We start from the raw sequence: 22,154 nt of genomic DNA, 5'->3' as shown, positions 1-22,154 counted from the left end.
AGACTAATTTCCACTTTGGTCAGATAAGTGGAAGTTACTTTGAGAAGTTTCCGAAATATTTTGATAAGAAATTTTAAAAAACACCGATTAGATAAATAAGAAAAATTATGGTATAATAAAACGATACAAAAAAGGAGTAAATATGGACATTTCAGAAATTCGTCAAAAAATTGACGCCAATCGTGAAAAATTAGCTTCTTTTAGGGGGTCTCTTTGACCTCGAAGGGTTAGAAGAAGAAATTGCCATTTTGGAAAACAAAATGACAGAACCTGATTTTTGGAACGATAATATTGCGGCCCAAAAAACGTCGCAAGAATTAAATGAACTAAAAAATACCTACAATACTTTCCACAAGATGGAGGAGTTGCAGGATGAAGCTGAAATCTTACTAGACTTTTTAGCAGAGGATGAGTCTGTTAAGGATGAGTTGGTTGAGAAGCTAGTTGAACTAGATCAGATGATGACTAGCTACGAGATGACTCTGCTCTTGTCAGAGCCTTATGATCATAATAATGCTATTTTAGAGATTCACCCAGGATCTGGTGGAACAGAAGCCCAAGACTGGGGCGATATGCTCCTTCGTATGTACACTCGTTATGGTAACGCTAAAGGCTTTAAGGTTGAAGTCTTGGACTATCAAGCGGGTGATGAAGCAGGAATTAAGTCGGTGACTTTGTCTTTTGAAGGACCAAATGCTTATGGACTTCTCAAATCAGAAATGGGAGTTCACCGTTTGGTACGTATCTCACCATTTGACTCAGCTAAGCGTCGTCACACCTCCTTTACTTCTGTAGAAGTTATGCCAGAGTTGTATGATACTATTGAAGTTGACATCCGAGAAGATGATATCAAGATGGATACTTTCCGATCGGGTGGAGCAGGTGGACAAAACGTCAACAAGGTTTCAACAGGTGTCCGCTTGACTCACATTCCGACAGGGATTGTCGTTGCATCAACCGTTGACCGTACTCAGTACGGAAACCGTGATCGTGCGATGAAGATGCTTCAGGCAAAACTCTATCAAATGGAGCAGGAAAAGAAAGCTGCTGAGGTAGATGCCCTTAAGGGGGATAAGAAAGAAATCACATGGGGTAGCCAAATCCGCTCCTATGTATTTACCCCTTATACCATGGTCAAAGACCACCGTACCAGCTTTGAAGTTGCGCAGGTAGATAAGGTTATGGATGGAGACTTAGATGGATTCATTGATGCCTATCTGAAATGGCGTATTAGTTAATAGAAAGGAAGTCACATGTCGATCATTGAAATGAGAGATGTTGTCAAAAAGTATGACAACGGGACAACAGCCCTACGTGGCGTCTCTGTGAGTATTGAACCAGGAGAGTTTGCCTATATCGTAGGTCCTTCAGGTGCAGGTAAGTCAACCTTTATCCGTGCCTTGTATCGTGAGGTTAAAGTAGAAAAAGGAAGCTTGCAGGTTGCAGGTTTTAATCTCGTAAAGATTAAAAAGAAAGATATTCCGCTCCTTCGTCGTAGTGTTGGAGTTGTCTTTCAGGATTACAAACTTTTGCCAAAGAAAACCGTTTATGAGAACATTGCTTATGCCATGGAGGTTGTCGGTGAAAGTCGTCGTAATATCAAAAAACGAGTTATGGAAGTCTTGGATCTTGTCGGTTTGAAACACAAGGTTCGTTCATTCCCTAATGAATTGTCAGGTGGTGAGCAACAACGTATCGCCATTGCACGTGCTATCGTAAACAATCCTAAGGTTTTGATTGCGGACGAACCAACAGGTAACTTGGACCCAGATAACTCATGGGAAATCATGAACCTCTTGGAACGTATCAATCTTCAAGGAACCACAGTTTTGATGGCAACCCATAACAGTCAAATCGTAAATACCTTGCGCCACCGCGTCATTGCCATCGAGAATGGTCGCGTGGTTCGTGACGAAGCGAAAGGAGAGTACGGATACGATGATTAGTAGATTTTTCCGCCATCTATTAGAAGCTTTAAAGAGTTTAAAGCGTAATGGATGGATGACCATTGCTGCGGTCAGTTCGGTCATGATTACCTTGACCTTGGTTGCTATTTTTGCCTCAGTTATCTTTAATACTGCAAAATTGGCAACGGATATCGAAAACAACGTCCGCGTCATGGTTTATGTCCGTAAAGATATTGAAGACAATAGTGAAACCATCGTCAAAGAAGGCCAGACAGTCACTAATAATGATTACCACAAAGTTTATGATGCTCTCAAGGCTATGCCAGCTGTTAAAAGTGTAACCTTCTCAAGTAAAGAAGAGCAGTACCAAAAGCTGACTGAAACCATGGGTGACGATTGGAAGGTTTTTGAAGGAGATGCCAATCCACTTCATGATGCCTACATTGTCGATACCAATTCACCAAGTGATGTGAAACCAGTCGCTGAAGAAGCTAAGAAAATCGAAGGAGTTTCTGAGGTTCAAGACGGTGGTGCCAATACGGAGCGTCTCTTCAAGTTGGCTTCCTTCATCCGTGTTTGGGGATTGGTCATTGCAGGACTCTTGATTTTCATCGCAGTCTTCTTGATTTCAAATACCATTCGTATCACTATCATTTCACGTAGTCGTGAAATTCAAATCATGCGTTTGGTTGGTGCTAAAAATAGCTACATTCGTGGTCCATTCTTGCTAGAAGGTGCCTTCATTGGGCTATTAGGAGCAACTATTCCATCAATCATGGTTTACTTTATCTATAACCGAGTCTACCAATCAGTTAACCCATCTTTGGTTGGACAAAATCTATCTCTGATTACCCCAGATGCTTTTATTCCATTGATGATTGGTCTTTTGTTCCTCATCGGAATCTGTATCGGTTCACTTGGTTCAGGAATCTCAATGCGTCGATTCTTGAAAATCTAAGTAAGATAGTTTACTAAAATCTATAAAAGTAGGATACCATCGAGGCTTGACCGAGTCAGATGGTCCTACTTTTTATGTTGAACTTATAAACCATACTCTTCAAAAATCTCTTCAAACCACGTCAGCTTCCATCTGCAACCTCAAAATAGTATTTTGAGCTGACTTCGTCAGTTCTATTCACAACCTCAAAACAGTGTTTTGAGCAACCTGCGGCTCGCTTCCTAGTTTGCTCTTTGATTTTCATTGAGTATCAGTTGCTTGCCAATTTTTGGGAAACAGTGTATGATAGGAAAGGACCTTTTTGATAAAAGAGTGATAGGGACTAGATAAAAGATAACTTTTATCTCTACAGTAATATCTAGCTCTTTTGACTTAACATAAATAATGAATGAGGATAAAATGAAACAATTTTTGGAAAAAGTGAGTATACTTTCCCTGTCGTTAGTATTGATCACATCATTTTCAATATCGAGTGCCCTACCAGCCATGTTTGACTATTATCAGGGCTATTCGACTGGTCAGGTCGAGCTTTTGGTCAGCCTTCCATCCTTTGGGATTATGGCCATGCTCCTCTTAAATGGTGTTCTTGAGCGTATTTTCCCTGAACGCCTCCAGTTGACCTTGGGACTTTTGATTTTGTCAATCAGCGGAACAGCTCCCTTCTGGTATCAGGGGTACTACTTTGTCTTTGCTACTCGTCTCCTTTTTGGAATTGGAGTGGGGATGCTAAACGCTAAGGCTATCTCTATCATCAGTGAACGGTACCATGGCAAGACTCGTATCCAGATGCTTGGTTTTCGTGGGTCAGCTGAGGTAGTGGGAGCCTCTATCTTGACGCTGGCAGTCGGTCAACTCTTGGCCTTTGGATGGACTGCAACCTTCCTAGCCTATGCAGCAGGTCTAGTTGTTCTTGTACTCTTCCTTCTCTTTGTCCCTTATGGAAAAGGAGAAACTCATGAGTCCAAGCAAAAGACAGAAGAAGCAACCAAACTAACTCGCTCCATGCTACAGCTGATTTTCTTCCTTGCCATTGGTGCTGCTGTGATCGTGTGTACAAATACTGCCATTACCTTCCGTATTCCTAGTCTCATGATTGAGGCAGGCTTTGGAGATGCTCAGTTGTCTAGTCTGGTACTCAGTGCCATGCAGTTGATTGGGATTCTGGCGGGAATTAGCTTTTCTTTCCTCATCTCTGCCTTTAAGGAAAAATTGTTATTGGTTGCAGGTGTAACCTTTGGTATTGGGCAAATCATCATCGCCCTTTCACCTTCTCTTTGGCTAGTCGTTGCAGGTTCGGTCTTAGGAGGATTCGCCTATAGCATTGCCCTTACGACAGTCTTTCAGTTAATTTCTGAGAGAATCCCAGCAAAGCTCCTCAACAAAGCAACTTCTTATGCTGTTTTGGGATGTAGTTTTGGTGCCTCCTTAACACCTTTTGTTCTTTCAGGAATTGGCTTAGTAACAACGAATGGTCGAATGACCTTTATTATTCTAGGAGCATGGATGATTGCGACATCAGTCCTTGTTTCTCTCCTATTGAAAAAAGAAGCTTAATAAAAAGAGGCTGAGAAAAAATCTTTACAATCAGAAAAAACGCATATTATCAGGTGTTGAATACTTGATACTATGCGTTTTATTTTTTTCATTTTCTGATAATACTCTTCGAAAATCAAATTCAAACTGCGTCAACGTCGCCTTGCCGTATATATGTTACTGACTTCGTCAGTTCTATCCACAACCTCAAAGCAGTGCTTTGAGCAACCTGCGGCTAGTTTCCTAGTTTGCTCTTTGATTTTCATTGAGTATAAAATTGAGTTTTTGATCAACTTTTTTTAGTGATCAGGCGAACATTTGCCAAAAGTAATCAATGATGTAGGTCAAGCCGTATGTGTAAACGACCAGGGTAAAGGGCTTTGTCAGAACGATGATGGTCATGTAACGTTTGAAGCTCATCTTGGTCAAAGCAGCTAACATACAGAGAAAGTCCGCTGGACTAACCGGCCAAATCATCATAAAGATAAAGAATCGATCAAAGCGATTGCCCTTGTCTAGCCAACCGATGTACTTATCATAGGTACGCTTGCTGACGACAGACTGAACAAAGGGTGCTCCGTAGAGGCGAACCAGATAAAAGATAATGGCGCAACCAATAACAATACCAATATAGTTGTAGATAGTGCCTATGATATGCCCGTAGATAAAGACACCTGCCACAGAGGTTAGAGCACCGGGAATGATAGGAACAACCGTCTGTAAAATCTGCAAAAAGATAAAAAGTGGTGGTCCCCAGATACCGGCCTGTTGGATAAAGGCAGATAGGGTTTCCTTGGAATACAAGACTCCAGCCTGATAGGCCCAGATACAGAAAATCAAAGTACCAACTCCACCGATGATGGAAGAAATATTAATTGCTTGCTGTAGAAGGGGAGAAACAGCTTTCATTTCTTTATCGTGTGACATGTAAACTCCTCTTGAGTAGTATGATTCTACTATACCATATTTTGAGGAGAAAGACTATATGGGGTACTTTATGTGACTTTGCCTCAAGTATGGTAAAATGGGAATAAGAAAATGGCAGCTTAGAATGAGGAAAATAATGTTAGGATTGAAGTTTAATGGCACTTGGCGCAACTACCAAAGACAGGTCTTGGATAACTTTCAGGAATATCAATCAGATGGCCATGTCCACTTGGTGGCAGCACCAGGTTCTGGGAAAACAACCATTGGGATCGAGTTGATTGCCCGCTTTGATAATCTAGCCCTGGTTTTGGTGCCGACTGTTACCATTCGGGAACAATGGGTGGATAGGATTCGCAAGGCCTTTTTAGAGAATGAGGACCAGGTCACAAGTCTCGTTTCTCAAAATCTCAAGGACATGAAGCAAATCACCATCGCCACCTACCAAGCCTTTCACAGTGCCATGCAACAAGTACAATCTCAAGAAGATAATGGCGAGGTTGAAGACTTTGTCGGCTTTGACCTGCTTGCCAGCCTCAAGGAAAAGGGTGTCGAAACCCTCTGTCTGGACGAATGCCATCACTTGAGAAATGAATGGTGGAAAAGCCTAGAAGACTTCCGTAAAAATTACCCGCAACTACAAGTCATCTCACTCACTGCAACACCGCCATATGACAGTGAGCCAGAACTCTGGGATCGCTATCTCCAGATGTGTGGCGAGATCGACCAAGAAATAGCAGTGCCAGAACTGGTCAAGGAAGACACCCTCTGCCCTCATCAGGATTTTGTCTATATCTGTTTTCCGACCAAGGAAGAAGACAAGCGCTTGGAAGAGTTTGAGGATACCAAGTGGCAATATGTCAGCCACCTAGTCGTTGATCGTGACTTTCAAGAGTTGATTAAGAGTTCCAAGGTTCTCAAAGGGGAAATCTCTGCGGATATGCTCCTCGAAGATCCCAAGTATCTCTCAGCCTTCCTCATTTATCTACAGGCTCAAAAGCTAGAAATTCCTAAGTACTTACGAGATTTACTGGGAGCTGAAGGCTTGCCTGCTCTTAATTACTACTGGCTCGAAGTCCTCTTGCAAGGCCTTCTCTATCAGACACCCGACTGGTATGAGGACCCACAGGAGACAAAGAAAAAGATAGAAGCCGAGTTGAAATCAAGAGGGCTAATCGAAAAACGTCAGGTTTTCTTGCTCAAATCCAAAGCCAATGACCAAATCCTCAATCAATCTCTAGGAAAACTGGCTGGCATCGCATCTATCTTTGAAACCGAGTATACTAGTCTAGGTCAGGACTTGAGACAGTTAGTCTTGGCGGACTATATCCGCAAGGATTTTGCTAGTTATCTGGGAGATGACCAAGCGCCAATCACGTAATTAGGTGTCCTCCCTTACTTTGAAACTATTCGCCGAAGTGAGCAAAAACAAGGCCTTTCTGTCCCCATAGCAGTCCTTTCAGGTAGTGTCGTTATCATACCGTCCAGTGTCAAGGAAGAACTCGAAGCACTCATCCCAAATACCAACTTGACCTTCTCAGCCATCGGAAAACTCGACCAAGGAGCCTATCTCCAAGTAGGCTTTCCATCTAGCTTTAAGGGGATGGTCGCAGCAGTGACTGAGCTCTTCCAACGTGGTTCTATCCAGGTCTTGGTCGGAACCAAGTCTCTCTTAGGAGAAGGATGGGATGCGCCTTGCGTCAACTCTCTCATCCTAGGAAGTTTTGTCGGAAGCTTTATGCTCAGTAATCAGATGCGAGGCCGTGCTATCCGTATCTGGCAAGGACATCCAGATAAGACCAGTAATATCTGGCACCTAGTAGCCATCAAACCATATAAAAATCCAGCCTTTTCTAAGGAGGATCAAGAAGAACAAGACCTCAATCCATATCAAGACTTACAAACCCTTGCCCGTCGGATGGACCATTTCCTTGGCTTGTCCTGTAAGGAAGAGACCATCGAAACAGGTCTGTATCGCTTGAACTTTCCTGAGTTCCCACTTAAGAAAAAGAAACTCGAAGACTACAACGAGAAGATCAAGGAACTATCCAAGGATCGTGGCTCCCTTCGTAAAAAATGGCAAAACTCTCTCATCGTTGCTGACAAGATTGAGATTGTCAATGAAGTAGCGACCGACAGCAAACGAATCCCTCTGCTTGCCCTAGCAGATGCTGAAAAGTGGCTTCGCTATGCTTTTATGGTATTTGCCATTAGTCTCCTGACTTATGTCTTTAGACTCACCTTCTTTGACTTGCCATGGTTGACAGCTCTTTGTGGCCTCTTCCTAGCCATTACAGCCTTTCGCTATTACAGCTACAAGAGTCCTTATGTACGCCTACGTCAGGTGGGTGAAGGTATTCGTAATGCCATGCTAAAGATGGGGCATCTTTCCGATGATCGGTCGCGCGTGCAGGTGGAAGAAGATAAGGATAGCTATTGCGTTTTTGCCTATCTAAAAGGTGGTAGTATGCGAGACAAGGAACTCTTTTCTCAGACCTTAGGAGAATTCTTTGCACCCGTGGACAATCAACGCTACCTCTTAGTAGCAAAAAAAGCACCAGCAGGTCAATCCAAGTATTTTGTAGTTCCTAGCCTCTTTGAAAAGCGCAAGGAAGAAGCTCAGCTCTTTCTAGACGCAGTCGCCCCTCAGCTAGGTGATTACCAGCTAGTCTACACCCGCAACGAAGCAGGCAGAAAAGTCTTACTCGAATCCCGACTCAAATCCCTAGCTAACAAAAATGACCGCCTCATTACCAAGAAGAAGGTTAAAAGTGCTTTGAAGTAGGGAGAGTTACAATTTTAATGTTTATATAAAGTAAAAAGGAAGTAATTATGTCAGATACAATTTTAATTTTGGGCAATGGATTTGATATTGCAATGGGTCGAAAAACAAAGTATACAGATTTTATTGAGTTTGAACAGAGATTATTCGATAGACCAGAAAGTGACTTACAAGCTTTTCTAGATTCTAAAAACATAGATATTGATAAATACAAAGATAATTTGTATTTGAAATTTATTAATGAGAATAAAGATACTCTTGGAGATAATTGGTCTAATCTTGAAACCATGATTTCTCAACTTTCTGAAGCTGTAATGTATTGTAAAGAGAATACTGATTTGTTGTATTCTATAGGATATAATGAACCATTCCTTCAACATATAGAAAGAAATATGCTTCAATTACAAAAGGATAGAAATTATTGTTCAAAATCATATGTTGGACGTCTATTTTTCTCCCTATTTTATGAAAAAGGATGGAAAAAATTAGAAAGAGAAGTTGCATTGGATAAATTAAATAACGAATTTATCAGGCAACTTGATCTATTGGTTGAATTGTTAGAAATATATTTATCTTATATAGACTTTCTTGATTTTAAAGTTATCGAGATAAAATCCAAGCCAACAGCTCTAGATGCAATATCAGATTTGTCAAATTCCTCTGTCCTAAACTTTAATTATACTAACACCTCAGGATATTTATTTGGGACTTCTGAGGAGAAAACTCATTTCATACATGGGCGAATTGACTTAGATGGAACTTTTAGTCGCATCAATACAATGGTCTTTGGAATTGAAGATAAAGAAAATGATGTCAACAGTGATTTAATTCCTTATCAGAAGTATTACCAAAGGATTGTTAAAGAGACAGGAAATGAATTTGAAGAATTTTTCAGACAAACGATTCAATTTCCTGATAATGATTTTGAGGGTTATATTACTTCAAAAAATATCATTATTTTCGGTCATTCAGTAGATCCATTGGATAAAGAAATATTTCAAAAATGTTTTGAATTAGCAAAGAAAGGTGACTATCCATATCGATTTATTTTTACTTATTTTGATGAACCAGCTAAACGTTCGATTATTAAGAATCTCGCAATCATCCTTGGTAAAGAAAAACTGATAGAGTTAACAGGAAAACGGAATATTTTATTTGTTAAAAGTGATGATAAGGATGGTATGAAAGAGGTTTTGCTATCTTAATAAAGTCAAAAAGTAATTAAATTTTTAGAAAACAATAGTAAGATTTTTTAAAAAAATTTAGTACTCCCACTCGCTCTAGTCAGGTCGAGTGGTTTTTCTTGAAATATGATAAAATAGAAAAGATAATACATTAATTAAGGAAAGTAAAAATGGCAAGTAAAGAAAATGCAGAACGCAAGGAGCTGCATCGTAAAATTTGGGCGATTGCGGACGATGTTCGTGGTGCTGTAGATGGTTGGGATTTTAAACAGTATATACTGGGAATTCTGTTCTATCGCTTTATTTCAGAGCATATGGCAGACTATTTTGACCGTGCTGAGCATGAAGCTGGCGACTTAGAATTCCGTTATGCTAAATTGAGTGACCAAGAAGCTGAGCAAGATTTTAAACCAGGGACAGTTGAGGATAAGGGATTTTTTATCCTTCCGAGTCAACTATTTGAAAATGTTGTGGAGAATGCCTCGCAAAATGAAAATTTAAACGAAGAATTGGCCAATATTTTCCAAGCTATTGAGAAGTCAGCTATTGGATTCAAATCAGAGGATGATATTAAAGGTCTATTTGATAACTTGGACACAAGAAGTAACATCCTTGGTGGTACTGTTCCAGAAAAGAATAAACGTCTTTCTGATATCCTTAATGGTATCAATAGTATTAACTTTGGCAACTTTGAGGAAAATGACATTGATGCCTTCGGGGATGCCTATGAGTTCTTGATTTCCAACTATGCGAGCAATGCTGGTAAAAGTGGTGGGGAATTTTTCACTCCTCAGACAGTTTCTAAATTACTTGCTCGCCTAGTGATGGTCGGTAAGGACAAGATTAATAAGGTCTATGACCCGACATGTGGTTCAGGCTCGCTCTTGCTGCAGATGAAAAAACAATACGAAGATCATATTCTAGAGGATGGTTTCTTTGGTCAGGAAATCAATATGACTAACTATAACTTGGCTCGTATGAATATGTTCTTGCACAATATCAACTACAATAACTTTGATATTAAGCGAGGAGATACCCTTTTAAATCCTCAGCATTTAGATGAGAAACCTTTTGATGCTATCGTTTCTAATCCTCCATACTCTGTCAAATGGGTGGGAGATGGAGACCCAACTCTCATAAATGATGACCGTTTCGCTCCTGCAGGGAAACTAGCTCCTAAGTCAAAAGCTGACTTTGCCTTTATCATGCATAGTCTCAACCACTTATCTAATAAAGGTCGAGCAGCTATTGTATGTTTCCCAGGTATTTTCTATCGTGGAGGAGCTGAAAAGACCATTCGTCAGTATCTAGTAGATAACAACTTTATTGAAGCAGTTATTGCCCTTCCAGATAATCTCTTCTTTGGTACTTCTATCGCGACCACGATTTTAGTTCTGGCGAAGAATAAACTTGAAAATAAAACCCTCTTTATTGATGCGAGTAAAGAATTCAAAAAAGAGACCAATAACAATGTTTTGACAGATAGTAATATTGAGCATATTGTTGAATTGTTCACTAATTATCAAAGTGTGGATTATAAATCTGCGCTGGTTGATAATGATGTGATTGGCTTAGAGCAAGACTACAATCTATCTGTCTCAACCTATGTCGAACAAGAAGACACACGTGAGAAGATTGATATTGATGTTCTTAATAAAGAAATCGCTGAGACTGTTGCTAAGATTGATTACTTACGTGCAGAGATAGATAAAATTGTAGAGGAGCTAAGCCATGGCAAATGATGTAATTCTCTATAGAACGGATGATGGCGAGTCAGCTATTGAACTACATTTGGATAATGGTACAGTCTGGCTGACCCAACAGGAACTAGCTGAGCTCTTTCAAACTTCCAAGCAAAACATTAGTAAACATATCAAGGCCATCTTTGAAGATGGTGAATTGTCGGAAGAAGCAACTGTCAACTATAAGTTGACAGTTCAAAATGAGGGGAATAGAAGTGTTCAACGAAATGTTGCCTACTATAATCTTGATATGATTTTAGCGATTGGCTATCGTGTACGCTCCCCTCGTGGAATCCAGTTTAGACACTATGCTTCGACAGTCTTGAAAGAATATCTGATCAAGGGCTTTGCGATGGATGATGAGCGTCTGAAAAATTTGGGTGGTGGCTCTTACTTTAAAGAACTTCTAGAAAGAATCCGAGACATTCGCTCGAGTGAAAAAGTCTTTTACCGTCAGGTTTTGGATCTTTTCGCGACGTCTAGTGACTATAATGCAAATTCACCAGAAGCAAAGAAGTTCTTTGCGACGGTTCAAAACAAGATGCATTATGCTATTCACCACAACACTGCGAGTGAACTCATTTATAACCGTGTCGATAGTGAGAAGGAATTTATGGGCCTGACTACTTTTAAGGGAGATCTTCCTACTTTGTCCGAAGCAAAAGTTGCTAAGAATTATCTGACCGAAAAGGAACTCCGTGGGCTTAATCAGCTTGTATCAGGATATCTAGACTTTGCGGAAAGGCAGGCTGAGCGAGAAGAAGTCATGACCATGGCTGATTGGGTGGCTCACGTGGATCGAATCCTTCTCGCTACTGGTGAAGACTTACTTGAAAATAGTGGTTCTATTTCTCGTGAACAGATGAAACATAAGGTAGGCAAGGAATATAAGAGTTATCAATCCAAGACCCTCAGTCAAGTTGAAAAAGATTACCTCAAGGAAATTAAAAGTATCGAGAATATTACAAAGGAAGGAGGTAAATGATGAATATCCTAGAAGAAATCCAAAACTGTCCCGTTGAGTGGAAAGAGTTGGGGGAAGTGTGTGAATTAAAAAATGGATACACACCCTCAAAAACTAATAAAGAATTTTGGGAAAATGGAACTATACCATGGTTTAGATTAGAGGATATACGTAAAAATGGACGGGTATTGTCTAATTCACTACAGCATGTCTCCAGAAATGCAGTTAAGGGAGGTAAAGTTTTTACTGCTAATTCAATAATTATTTCTACAACAGCTACCATAGGAGAAATTGCTTTGATTACTGTTCCTTTTTTATGTAATCAGCAGATAACCGCTGTTATGAAAAGACAAAAATATGATAAAGATATAGATATGAAGTTTTTATTTTATTACTTACATATTCTAAGTAATGATATGAAGAAAGGAATAAATGAGGGTAGCTTTCCAATTGTTTCTTTATCGAAAATGAGGAGTTTTAAAATCCCAATTCCTCCTCTTGAAATTCAAGAAAAAATCGTACAAATACTTGACAAAATGACTGAGTATGTTACTGAATTGACCTCAGAATTGACCTCAGAATTGACCTCACGTAAAAAGCAATATTCTTTTTATCGTGATAAGCTTTTATCATTTGAGGATGAGGTTTATCAGGTTGAGTGGAAGACTTTGGGTGAGATAGCAGAAAATCTAGATAGCAAGAGAAAGGCAGTTGCAAAAGGGGGGCGTAGTTCAGGTGTTTATCCATATTATGGTGCTTCTGGGATAGTTGATTATGTTGATGACTTCATATTTGATGGAGATTTTCTTTTGGTATCTGAGGATGGGGCAAACTTAGTTGTTCGTAAAACTCCTATTGCATTTTCTATTACGGGTAAAACTTGGGTTAATAACCATGCTCATGTATTAAAATTTGATAATATGATTAATCAAAAATTTGTTAATTATTATTTAAACAACATTGATTTATCACTATACATTTCTGGAGCTGCGCAACCAAAGCTAAATCAGCAAAATTTAAATAATATTAAGATTCCTTATCCATCCCTCGAAATCCAATCTCGTATTGTTCAAGTTTTAGATAACTTTGAAATGGTTTGTAACGACTTAAATATCGGACTGCCCAAGGAGATTGAACTGCGTCAAAAACAGTACGAATATTTTCGAGATAAACTCTTGACATTCGTCGCCGAAGGCGAGTACACTGAGAGTAGAGTAGAGTAGAGGAGTGGGACAACTCCGCTATTATCAAACTTTTACAGTGGGTATTTGGTCCAATTCGAGTGAAATTGGGAGCAGTTGCGGAATATAGCCAAAAGAGGATTAGTGTGACAGATTTAACTTCTGAAACTTATGTTGGAGTTGATAATTTGTTACAAGATAGAAAAGGGAAAACAGTTGCTACATTCTTACCTGAACAAGGAAGTGTTACAACCTATAATCAGGGTGATATATTGATTGGTAATATCAGACCTTATCTCAAAAAAATTTGGTTTTCTAATCAAGTTGGTGGGACAAGTGGTGATGTCTTGACAATTCAAAATTCTATAACCCCTTGTATGGGAAATAAATATTTATATTATATTCTGTCAGATGATAGATTCTTTTATTATAATGTGCAATATTCAAAAGGTTCTAAGATGCCCCGAGGAGATAAGCAAGCTATTATGCAATATAAGTTTATATTGCCATCCTTTACTGAGCAAGAAAGAGTCGTCTCCATTCTCGATAATTTCAACACCTTAACCAACTCTCTTTCTGAAGGCCTCCCAAAGGAAATCGAACTAAGACAGAAGCAGTATGAATACTGGAGAGAACAATTATTAAACTTCACTAGATAAATTCTTGAATCATTTTGAGATAGAATCTCAATTAAAATAAAAAAGGAAGCATGCTATGGTTGATTATTCAAAAATACATGAAGTAATTGCGGAAACAAATGAAGGGATTCTCTTGGCTGAGTATCAACCAGAGTATCGCACGGATAGAGAATATCAGTCAGAGGCTGATTTAGAAAATCAGCTGATTTCTGATTTGGTGAATCATCTCAACTATGAACGCTTAAATATTCATACTCCCGCAGAAATTTTAGCAAATACCAAGGTTCAGATTGAAAAGCTAAATAAGGTGACTTTTACAGATGATGAGTGGAATCGCTTTGTAGTGGAATATCTGGATTGTCCCAATGAAGGGTTAGTTGAAAAAACACGAAAAATCCAAGAGAATCATATCTATGACTTTGTCTTTGATGATGGACGGATTAAAAATATTTTCATCATTGATAAGAAAAACATTCACAACAACAGTATGCAGGTCATCAACCAAGTGACCCAGGTGGGTAGTCATACTAATCGTTACGATGTCACTATCTTAGTAAATGGTCTACCTCTAGTTCAGATTGAATTAAAGAAGCGAGGGGGAAGTCTTAAAGAAGCTTTTGAACAAATCCATAGATATAGCAAGGAGAGTTTCAATAGCGAAAATTCTTTATACAAGTATATTCAAATTTTTGTGATTTCTAATGGGACTTTTACACGCTACTTTGCAAATACAACAGCTCAGAATAAAAATCATTATGAGTTTACCTGTGAGTGGGCAGACCGTAAGAACAAGACTATTCACGAATTGGAAGATTTTACTGTTACTTTCTTAAGCAAGCGTGTCCTCTTGGAAGTTTTGACCAAGTATTGTGTTTTTGATGTGGATAATACCTTGCTCATCATGCGTCCTTATCAGATAGCAGCAACTGAAAGTATCTTGCGTAAGATTCATTCTTCCAATGAAATGAAGAATTTTGGAACCATCAATGCTTGTGGTTATATCTGGCATACGACAGGGTCAGGGAAAACCTTGACCAGCTTTAAGACTGCGCGCTTAGCGACAGAGTTGGACTACATTGACAAAGTGATATTCGTTGTAGATAGAAAAGACTTAGACTATCAAACTATGAAGGAATATCAAAAATTCCAACCAAATTCAGTCAATGGTAGTAACAATACAAAAGAACTACAACGCAGTATCGAAGAAAATGATGATCGAATTGTTGTCACAACGATTCAAAAGTTAAATAAATTCATCACTGCGAATCCAAACCATGAAATCTATAGTAAAAAATGTGTTCTAATCTTTGATGAATGTCATCGCTCCCAGTTTGGAAAGGCTCAAAAACGTATCAAAAAAGCCTTTAAGCAGTATGCTTTATTTGGATTTACAGGGACCCCGATTTTTCCAGAAAATAGCTTGACTGGAGAAACAACACAAGAGGTTTTTGGAGAGCAACTTCATAACTACGTTATTACAGATGCTATTCGAGATAAAAAAGTCTTGAAGTTCAAGGTTGATTACAACTATATCAAGCCTGAAATCAATAAGTATAGAGAAGCGGAAAAGGCAGTCGGCCGAGAGCTCGATGAAAAGAAACTCAAAAAGATGGAAAAGGAACTCCTTTTGCATCCTGAACGGATTGCAACCATCACAGAGTATCTGTTGAGAGTTTATAATGATAAGACGCATCGAAATCAACACTATACTCATAAACAAAAACAACTATCTGGATTTAATGCCATGCTGGCTGTACAAAGTATTGAAGCTGCGAAATTATACTACGAAGAACTCCAGCGACAACAAGCAGAATTACCAGAAGCTAAGCGTTTGAAGATTGCGACTATCTTTAGCTTTGCGCCTAACGAAGAACAGTCAGCTTATGGAGAAATTCAAGATGAAGAGCTAGATCCTAAAGATACAGCCATGCCTCTTTCATCTAAAGAGTTTCTTACTAAAGCAATCTTCGATTATAATCAAATGTTCAAGACCAACTTTTCGACTGATGGGAAAGAGTTTCAAAATTACTATCGTGACCTTTCTAAACGAGTTAAGTCCAAGGAAGTGGATCTGCTGATTGTAGTGGGTATGTTCTTGACAGGATTTGATGCTCCAACCATGAATACTCTTTTTGTCGATAAAAATCTACGTTATCACGGTTTGATTCAGGCGTTTTCTAGAACCAATCGTATTTTTAACAAAGTTAAACCATTTGGAAATATCGTATGTTTCCGTGATTTAGAAAAAGCTACTCAAGAAGCTATTAAAACCTTTGGGGATACTAATAAGCTTGATATTATCTTAGAAAAAAGTTTTAGCGAATACATGGACGGTTTCGTAGATCAGGTAACGGGTATTAAGGTCAAAGGTTATACAGAAGTCTGTCAAGAAATTCTGGAAAGATTCCCTAATCCACAAGAAATTGAAACAGAACATGATAAAAAAGAGTTTGTTAAATTATTTGGTGAGTTTCTGAAACTTGACAACGTTCTTCGAAATTATGATGAGTTTCAAGAAATCGATAAACCTATCTCGGAAGGTTATCTCCAAGATTTAAGAAGTACTTATGTAGAAATTCGAGATGAATTCTTAAATCTTAAAAATTATGAAAGAACAAAAGATTTAGGTGTTGACCTTTCAGATATTGAATTTGAGATTGAACTCTTAAAAACTGACGAGATTAATCTAGATTATATTCTTGCTTTGATTGTCGAAAAATCGAAGAACTCTGAGTCTAAAGAAGCAATGAAAGCTGAAGTTAGCCGTGTTATTCGCTCAAGTATTGATATTCGTGCTAAGGAAGAGTTGGTGATTGGCTTTATTAATGATACTGATTTAGCAAGTCTGAAAGACCATGATGAGATTATCAATGCATTCTATGCTTATGGTAAAGAACGTAAAGCAGTCGCTATTCGTGAATTAGCAGAGTCTGAAAAGCTTGTAAAAGATTATCAATTATTCATTGATCGATCTATTCAACGAGGTTATGCTGAGAATAGTGGAGCTGACTTGGATTCGATTATTCCACCGACTTCTCGTAGACAAGGAGCTCGTGAGCGTAAGAAACAAGAAGTTTTACATCAGATTCAATTATTGGTTGAAATCTACTCTGGTATTTAACAAAGTGAACGTTAAATTTATCAAAAAATCAATTCGCTCATTTTTAAAATATAACTTTGTTTCCGTATTTCCTGGGAACTAGTAGAAAGATAGGAGAAATATGGAAAACAACAACCAACGTGCCCTTTGTCAGAAACTCTGGGCGGAAAATAAATACCTTGTTTTGAGCTATTCTAGCAATATTTACAAGGACATTCGCCAGTACCTCAAGCAAGAAGTGGTGGAAGTGAGTCAGGTTCAAGAGATGATTGACCGTGCCTGCCAGATTCCAGAACACAGGGGTCAGGTTTGCAATGCCTTTCAGCATATTTGGGGCTATTTTAAAAAGCAAGCCAGCCTTGACGAGCGCAAGGACTATATGCTCTTGCTGGATCGCTACCGCTTTGGTCAGGTTTCCAAGCAAGACTTGATTGCTAGGACCAGAGATTTGCTTGAACGTTACCCAAATGCTTATCTGCAAGATTCTACCCTGCTGAAAGGAGACTCCCATGAGACTTTGGCATGAGGCTTTGATTTCGCAACTTCCCCGTCCGCAGCTCTTGGGGCAACATCGAGAGTGCTGCGCTCTTCGTGGCAATGGTTGGGGTAGAAAGCATGCGACGGTTGACTATGTCTTTACCCACTCGCCCTATCGTCTCTATGCCTATCATCGTTTGATCATGGAGGAGATGGCTGACCGTGGCTACAATGTCAGTCCAGAGTGGCTAGACAAGAACTACCGAGGTAAGACTTGCCCTACTTATCAAGACTTAGCAGAGGAAAAGCTGAAAAGTCCTATCTATAGCGAGCATGACGCTGCCTACTATGAGGAGTGCCTGGCTAATCTCCGTGAGAAAGGCATTGAGCTGGAGTAAGGGTCAGGATTAACTCTAATTAAGAACTCTTTTCGTAAATTTTTCGAATAATAAAAATGAGACCTTTAGAATGATTCTAAGGTCTTCTTTTTGTAAGTATTTGGATTTACTTTTAATAACTTTTGAGTTATAATTTTAAAAAGCCAAGCGTGAACTAAAGGACTTAAAAGAAAGAGGGATAAGTGATGAAGAATAGTGCCGTTGGGAGTAACTGGAAGGATGTTCGGTCTCAACTATTTACCAAGGAGGAAATCCTTGAAAGTGATATGCGAGTGGCTATCATGAGTGAGTTGATTGAGGCTAGGCATGAGCAAGGAATTAGCCAGAAAAAGTTAGAAGAACTTAGTGGAGTGAGCCAGCCTGTCATAGCTAGGATGGAAACAGGAAAGACGAGTCCTCAGTTGGATACCGTCTTAAAAGTTCTAGCCAGTTTAGGCAAGACACTAGCAGTCGTCCCACTTGAACAGGAAAAAGGTTGATAGGAATGAAATGACTTGGTTTGCTAAAATCATCCACTGGATAATTTTACCTCCCGTCCGCACTTTTTCAGGGAAATATCAGAATTACAAAAGAAAACCAACTTATAGTCTTTTCTAATAACAAGCCATAGTCAACTCTCAGTTTACTCAAGTTTGACTATGAACATGGCTATCTTGAAAATCTATTAATCATTGTCTACCAAAGGATTTGGGGAATCTTCTCCAAATCTTTTTTTGTACTTCAAATAACGATATAGTTTCAAACTATATCAAAGCCTAATTTTTTACAATTATACAGATGATTTCTTTTCTGTTAAGATAGTTTCAACAACAATTTTTGGAGGACAAAACATGTCAACTACAATTATCGGTTTCCCTCGTTTGGGTGAATTCCGTGAATTAAAATTTACAACTGAAAAATACTTTAGAAAAGAAATCTCAGAAGAAGAACTCTTGGCTGCGGCTAAAGAATTGCGCGCTAAACACTGGAACATCGTCAAAGAAAAAGGTATCACTGAAATCCCATCAAATGACTTTTCTCACTATGACAACTTCCTTGATGCTGCTTTCCTTTTCAACGTAGTTCCTGCATCAGTACAAAACTTAGAATTATCTGATCTTGAACGCTACTTTGCTTTGGGACGTGGTTACCAAGGAGAAAAAGGGGATGTTCGTGCCCTTCCGATGAAGAAATGGTTCAACACTAACTACCACTACATCGTTCCTAAATTTGAAAAAGACACTCAAGTAAAATTGGCTGGTCACAAGATCTTCGATGAGTTCCAAGAAGCAAAAGAACTTGGTCTCAACACTCGTCCTGTCCTTGTAGGTCCATTCACTTTCCTTCAATTATCAGACTTTGAAGAAGGTGTGAAAGCAGAAGATTTCGTAGATAGCTTAGTAGCTGCTTACCAAGAAGTCTTTGCAAAATTGGCTGAACTTGGTGCAACTCGTATCCAACTCGATGAAGCTGCTCTTGTCAAAGACTTGACAGAAGAAGAAAAAGCTCTCTTCTTGAACCTCTACAATAAGCTTTTGGCTGACAAGAAAGGTCTTGAAGTTTTGCTTCAAACTTACTTCGGTGACGTTCGTGACGTTTACGCTGACCTTGTGAAATTGCCAGTAGATGCAATCGGTTTGGACTTCGTTGAAGGTAAGAAAACTCTTGAACTCGTTAAAGGTGGCTTCCCAGCTGACAAGACTCTTTATGCAGGTATTGTCAATGGTAAGAACATCTGGCGCAACAACTACGAAAAGAGCTTGGCTGTTCTTGAGCAAATTCCAGCTGAAAACATCGTTTTGACTAGCTCATGTTCACTTCTTCATGTGCCATTTACAACTGCTAATGAAGAATTTGAACCAGCTATCTTGAACCACTTTGCATTTGCAGTTGAAAAATTGGATGAGATCCGTGACTTGGATGCTATCCGCAACGGTCAAGGGGGAGAAGCACTTGCAGCAAACAAAGAACTCTTTGCGACTGAACGTGTTGGTGAAAATGCGGAACTTCGTGCTCGTATCGCTGGATTGACAGATGCAGACTACACTCGTTTGCCAGCCTTTGCTGAACGTGAAGCTATCCAAGAAGATGCCTTCAAACTTCCAGCTCTTCCAACAACAACCATCGGTTCATTCCCTCAAACTAAGGAAGTTCGTGCCAAACGTTTGGCCTTCCGTAAGGGTGAATTGTCACAAGAAGAATACGATGCCTTCCTTGCTGAAACCATCGACGAATGGATCAAATGGCAAGAAGAAGTTGGATTTGACGTGCTTGTACACGGTGAATTCGAGCGTAATGACATGGTTGAGTACTTCGGTCAAAACTTGTCAGGTTACCTCTTCTCTAAGAATGGTTGGGTACAATCATACGGTATGCGTGGGGTTAAACCACCAATCATCTGGGGTGATGTAACTCGTCTCAACCCAATCACTGTGAAATGGTCTAGCTACGCACAAAGTCGTACGGACAAACCTGTTAAAGGTATGTTGACTGGACCTGTTACCATCCTTAACTGGTCATTCCCACGTGAAGACATCTCTATCAAGGATTCTACTCTTCAAATCGCTCTTGCAATCAAGGATGAAGTTCTTGACCTTGAAGCTGCAGGCGTGAAAATCATCCAAATCGACGAAGCTGCTCTTCGTGAGAAATTGCCACTCCGTCGTAGCGACTGGTACGAAGACTACCTTGACTGGGCAATTCCTGCCTTCCGCTTGGTACACTCAACAGTAGCACCAGACACACAAATCCACACTCACATGTGTTACTCAGAATTTACAGATATCATCCCAGCTATCGACAACTTGGATGCAGACGTTATCTCATTTGAGGCTAGCCGTTCAAACCTTGAAATCTTGGACGAACTCAAAGCGAAAAACTTCCAAACAGAAGTTGGACCTGGGGTTTACGATATCCACTCACCTCGTGTGCCTAACGAAGGCGAAATCGACCACACCATCGAAGCAATCCTTGCTAAAGTGCCAAGCAGAAAAGTTTGGATCAACCCTGACTGTGGTTTGAAAACACGTGGTATTCCAGAAACGAAAGAAAGCTTGATCCGCCTTGTAGAAGCTGCGAAAGCTGCGCGTGAGAAATTGTAAGAAAAGACAGTTCTCCATACATGGTTGATCAGTAAGAAATCAACTAGAAAAAGGTTTATACATTATGTCACGTCAAACACCGTCCCTCTCATTTGAAGTTTTCCCTCCAAACCCAGCAGTAGGCAATGACAAAATTATTGCAGCCCTGAAAGATATGCAGGACTTGGCGCCACACTTTATCAGTGTGACTGCCAGCAATAATAAATTTAATATCAAAGAGACGACGGTTCGTTTGGCTGACTATATCCAAAATGACTTGGAGATTCCAACCATTGCTCACTTGCCAGCTATCTATCTAACTAAGGATAAGGTGGCTGAGACAATTGCAGATTTGGATAAGGTTGGGGTTCAGAAAATCTTGGCTCTTCGTGGAGATGTCATCCCTGATGTGGAACCACAAAAGGACTTCCGTTATGCGACAGACCTGATTGAATTCATCAAGGAGCAGGCGCCACACTTTGAAATTATTGGTGCTTGTTACCCAGAAGGGCACCCTGATTCACCAAACCAAATCTCAGATATTCAAAATCTTAAGAAAAAAGTGGATGCAGGCTGCTCAAGCCTTGTAACTCAACTTTTCTTTGACAATGAGCGATTCTACGATTTCCAGGACAAGTGCACCTTGGCTGGTATTGATGTACCCATTCATGCGGGTATCATGCCAATCCTGAATCGTAACCAAGCTCTTCGTCTCTTGAAGACTTGTGAGAATATCCATCTTCCACGTAAGTTTAAAGCTATCTTAGACAAGTATGAGAATGACCCTGAATCACTCAGAGCAGCAGGGCTTGCCTACGCTGTAGACCAAATCGTGGACTTGGTAACTCAGGACGTTGCAGGTGTGCATCTCTACACCATGAACAATGCAGAAACTGCCCAATACATCCATCAAGCAACCCATGCCTTGTTCAATCACCAGTCTTTAGGATAATAAAAAGCAAACCATTCTTCTTTTCATGGAGGAATGGTTCCTTTTTAATAGAAAAGACCGCACTTTTTAAGAAAAATATGATAAAATAGACTCTGTACGTACTTGATACAAAGATGAGGGTATTAAATAATACAATGCATTCAAACTGCAAGGTTTAGCGACACGAGCGAGTCAAATCGATATTATTTGACGAGGGAGTTAGTAAAGCATTTAGCTAATCGCATGATAGCGATTAGCGTGAAAGGTTTAGATGCTTTAGTATCAAACCTTTCTAATGATTTGTATCTTGAGAATTGAACACGGCCGAAAAGCTGTGTAAAAAAGATAAACTGTCTTGTCTTCATCGAAGACTTCG

General features: G+C 39.5%; 16 protein-coding genes and 1 pseudogene. 16 read left to right on the top strand and 1 reads right to left on the bottom strand.

The genetic code is table 11. The features are described 5' to 3' along the window. Positions 1 to 142 precede the first annotated feature (142 nt). The 4 genes from prfB to RQ973_RS07985 all read left to right on the top strand — a co-directional run bounded on the left by prfB (position 143) and on the right by RQ973_RS07985 (position 4,419). Positions 143 to 1,238 (top strand): peptide chain release factor 2 gene (gene prfB / locus RQ973_RS08000; protein ID WP_311523550.1). Its coding sequence is split into 2 segments (ribosomal slippage): positions 143 to 214 and positions 216 to 1,238, totalling 1,095 coding nucleotides; the frame shifts between segments, so codons are not numbered across the junction. 15 nt (positions 1,239 to 1,253) lie between these two features. Next, a complete protein-coding gene (ftsE, locus tag RQ973_RS07995; protein ID WP_060955458.1) occupies positions 1,254 to 1,946 on the top strand; it encodes a cell division ATP-binding protein FtsE in 693 nt (230 codons plus the stop codon). After that, positions 1,939 to 2,865 carry a permease-like cell division protein FtsX gene (gene ftsX / locus RQ973_RS07990; protein ID WP_311523549.1) on the top strand — a complete coding sequence of 309 codons (927 nt, stop codon included), beginning with the start codon at positions 1,939 to 1,941 and terminating at the stop codon, positions 2,863 to 2,865. Before ftsE ends, ftsX begins: the two co-directional genes overlap by 8 nt. A gap of 399 nt (positions 2,866 to 3,264) precedes the next feature. Next, the gene (locus tag RQ973_RS07985; protein WP_311523547.1) at positions 3,265 to 4,419 is read left to right on the top strand and encodes an MFS transporter; all 1,155 of its coding nucleotides are present in this window, start codon (positions 3,265 to 3,267) and stop codon (positions 4,417 to 4,419) included. Positions 4,420 to 4,704: 285 nt separating this feature from the next. Here RQ973_RS07985 and RQ973_RS07980 read toward each other — a convergent pair whose 3' ends face one another. Continuing rightward, entirely contained in the window at positions 4,705 to 5,325 is a 621-nt protein-coding gene (locus RQ973_RS07980; protein ID WP_311523545.1) for a TVP38/TMEM64 family protein, read from the bottom strand. Between the two features lie 136 nt (positions 5,326 to 5,461). On the opposite strand from RQ973_RS07980, the pseudogene RQ973_RS07975 reads away from it, so the two are divergent. From RQ973_RS07975 to metF, 12 genes and pseudogenes are all read left to right on the top strand, one after another. Next, a pseudogene (locus RQ973_RS07975) lies at positions 5,462 to 8,107 on the top strand (DEAD/DEAH box helicase family protein). Positions 8,108 to 8,154: 47 nt separating this feature from the next. Further along, entirely contained in the window at positions 8,155 to 9,309 is a 1,155-nt protein-coding gene (locus tag RQ973_RS07970) for an AbiH family protein (protein WP_311523543.1), read from the top strand. 149 nt (positions 9,310 to 9,458) lie between these two features. Continuing rightward, positions 9,459 to 11,030, top strand: a complete 1,572-nt coding sequence (locus RQ973_RS07965; protein WP_045763496.1) for a type I restriction-modification system subunit M — start codon at positions 9,459 to 9,461, stop codon at positions 11,028 to 11,030. Next, a complete protein-coding gene (locus tag RQ973_RS07960) occupies positions 11,020 to 12,015 on the top strand; it encodes a virulence RhuM family protein (protein WP_311523541.1) in 996 nt (331 codons plus the stop codon). The genes RQ973_RS07965 and RQ973_RS07960 overlap by 11 nt, the downstream gene beginning before the upstream one ends. After that, the gene (locus tag RQ973_RS07955) at positions 12,015 to 13,217 is read left to right on the top strand and encodes a restriction endonuclease subunit S (protein WP_311523540.1); all 1,203 of its coding nucleotides are present in this window, start codon (positions 12,015 to 12,017) and stop codon (positions 13,215 to 13,217) included. The genes RQ973_RS07960 and RQ973_RS07955 overlap by 1 nt, the downstream gene beginning before the upstream one ends. A gap of 104 nt (positions 13,218 to 13,321) precedes the next feature. Further along, positions 13,322 to 13,834, top strand: a complete 513-nt coding sequence (locus RQ973_RS07950; protein ID WP_311523539.1) for a restriction endonuclease subunit S — start codon at positions 13,322 to 13,324, stop codon at positions 13,832 to 13,834. 55 nt (positions 13,835 to 13,889) lie between these two features. Beyond that, positions 13,890 to 16,934: a type I restriction endonuclease subunit R gene (locus RQ973_RS07945; RefSeq protein WP_311523538.1), complete on the top strand. Its 3,045-nt coding sequence runs from the start codon at positions 13,890 to 13,892 to the stop codon at positions 16,932 to 16,934. Between the two features lie 100 nt (positions 16,935 to 17,034). Further along, positions 17,035 to 17,439 carry a YbgA family protein gene (locus tag RQ973_RS07940; RefSeq protein ID WP_311523537.1) on the top strand — a complete coding sequence of 135 codons (405 nt, stop codon included), beginning with the start codon at positions 17,035 to 17,037 and terminating at the stop codon, positions 17,437 to 17,439. Next, positions 17,423 to 17,788, top strand: a complete 366-nt coding sequence (locus RQ973_RS07935) for a TIGR02328 family protein (protein WP_311523535.1) — start codon at positions 17,423 to 17,425, stop codon at positions 17,786 to 17,788. The genes RQ973_RS07940 and RQ973_RS07935 overlap by 17 nt, the downstream gene beginning before the upstream one ends. 185 nt (positions 17,789 to 17,973) lie before the next feature. Further along, positions 17,974 to 18,267, top strand: a complete 294-nt coding sequence (locus RQ973_RS07930; protein WP_311523534.1) for a helix-turn-helix transcriptional regulator — start codon at positions 17,974 to 17,976, stop codon at positions 18,265 to 18,267. Positions 18,268 to 18,618: 351 nt separating this feature from the next. After that, positions 18,619 to 20,868 (top strand): 5-methyltetrahydropteroyltriglutamate--homocysteine S-methyltransferase, encoded by a 2,250-nt coding sequence (gene metE, locus RQ973_RS07925; protein ID WP_311523533.1) that lies wholly within the window; start codon positions 18,619 to 18,621, stop codon positions 20,866 to 20,868. A 64-nt stretch (positions 20,869 to 20,932) separates the two neighbouring features. Beyond that, a complete protein-coding gene (gene metF / locus RQ973_RS07920) occupies positions 20,933 to 21,799 on the top strand; it encodes a methylenetetrahydrofolate reductase [NAD(P)H] (RefSeq protein ID WP_311523532.1) in 867 nt (288 codons plus the stop codon). Positions 21,800 to 22,154: the final 355 nt, after the last annotated feature.

It is taken from the genome of uncultured Streptococcus sp. (assembly GCF_963511325.1).
Classification (GTDB): domain Bacteria; phylum Bacillota; class Bacilli; order Lactobacillales; family Streptococcaceae; genus Streptococcus.
Note: the sequence above shows the minus strand (reverse complement) of the source record. Positions and strands in the feature narration are given on the sequence as shown.

Bases quoted from the DNA above. Each gene is read 5' to 3' on its own strand.
- ftsE (WP_060955458.1), top strand. From the start codon at position 1,254: ATGTCGATCATTGAAATGAGAGATGTTGTCAAAAAGTATGACAACGGG.
- ftsX (WP_311523549.1), top strand. From the start codon at position 1,939: ATGATTAGTAGATTTTTCCGCCATCTATTAGAAGCTTTAAAGAGTTTA.
- RQ973_RS07985 (WP_311523547.1), top strand. From the start codon at position 3,265: ATGAAACAATTTTTGGAAAAAGTGAGTATACTTTCCCTGTCGTTAGTA.
- RQ973_RS07980 (WP_311523545.1), bottom strand. From the start codon at position 5,325: ATGTCACACGATAAAGAAATGAAAGCTGTTTCTCCCCTTCTACAGCAA.
- RQ973_RS07970 (WP_311523543.1), top strand. From the start codon at position 8,155: ATGTCAGATACAATTTTAATTTTGGGCAATGGATTTGATATTGCAATG.
- RQ973_RS07965 (WP_045763496.1), top strand. From the start codon at position 9,459: ATGGCAAGTAAAGAAAATGCAGAACGCAAGGAGCTGCATCGTAAAATT.
- RQ973_RS07960 (WP_311523541.1), top strand. From the start codon at position 11,020: ATGGCAAATGATGTAATTCTCTATAGAACGGATGATGGCGAGTCAGCT.
- RQ973_RS07955 (WP_311523540.1), top strand. From the start codon at position 12,015: ATGAATATCCTAGAAGAAATCCAAAACTGTCCCGTTGAGTGGAAAGAG.
- RQ973_RS07945 (WP_311523538.1), top strand. From the start codon at position 13,890: ATGGTTGATTATTCAAAAATACATGAAGTAATTGCGGAAACAAATGAA.
- RQ973_RS07940 (WP_311523537.1), top strand. From the start codon at position 17,035: ATGGAAAACAACAACCAACGTGCCCTTTGTCAGAAACTCTGGGCGGAA.
- RQ973_RS07935 (WP_311523535.1), top strand. From the start codon at position 17,423: ATGAGACTTTGGCATGAGGCTTTGATTTCGCAACTTCCCCGTCCGCAG.
- RQ973_RS07930 (WP_311523534.1), top strand. From the start codon at position 17,974: ATGAAGAATAGTGCCGTTGGGAGTAACTGGAAGGATGTTCGGTCTCAA.
- metE (WP_311523533.1), top strand. From the start codon at position 18,619: ATGTCAACTACAATTATCGGTTTCCCTCGTTTGGGTGAATTCCGTGAA.
- metF (WP_311523532.1), top strand. From the start codon at position 20,933: ATGTCACGTCAAACACCGTCCCTCTCATTTGAAGTTTTCCCTCCAAAC.